This window comes from Pseudomonas sp. RA_35y_Pfl2_P32 (assembly GCF_963970735.1).
GTDB lineage: Bacteria > Pseudomonadota > Gammaproteobacteria > Pseudomonadales > Pseudomonadaceae > Aquipseudomonas.
In genome coordinates this window covers 1-445 of record NZ_CAXAQF010000344.1, presented here as the reverse complement: position 1 = coordinate 445, position 445 = coordinate 1, and the positions used below count along the sequence as shown (strand labels likewise).

The 445-nt window shown below is 58.2% G+C and carries 1 protein-coding gene; it reads left to right on the top strand.

What is annotated here, in order from left to right; all coding sequences use genetic code 11:
* Nucleotides 1-445, top strand: a 445-nt coding sequence (locus AACY45_RS28620; protein ID WP_339548839.1) for a TonB-dependent receptor, incomplete at both ends; no start/stop codon positions are given.

The following is a 445-nucleotide window of genomic DNA, read 5'->3' as shown; positions in this document are numbered from 1 at the left end:
TGCAGTTTGCGGTCGGCGGCCAGTTCCGCCACGAAACCGAAGAGAACAATGGCGTTGACGTCGGTCTCACCATATATGCCAACACGTCGGCAGCCTTTGGTACGCATGACGTCTATGCTGGCTATTTCGAAGTCAACGCGCCGATCCTGCCGACCCTCGAGGTGAACGGTTCGGGACGTTACGACCATTATTCGGAAGGATTCAGCCACTTCTCGCCCAAGGTTGGTGCCAAGTGGACGCCGATCAAGCAGATCGCAATCCGCGGTACCTATTCGAACGGGTTCCGTGCGCCGACCTTCGCCGAAAACAATCCGCGTTCGAGCTATGCCGGTTTCGTGACCTTCACCCCGCCGTGCAGCTTCATCCTCGCACATGGCGGTACGGGTACGCTGACGTCGTGCAATGCCGGCACCAATCCGTATATCCAGCCGTACAGCCTTGGTTC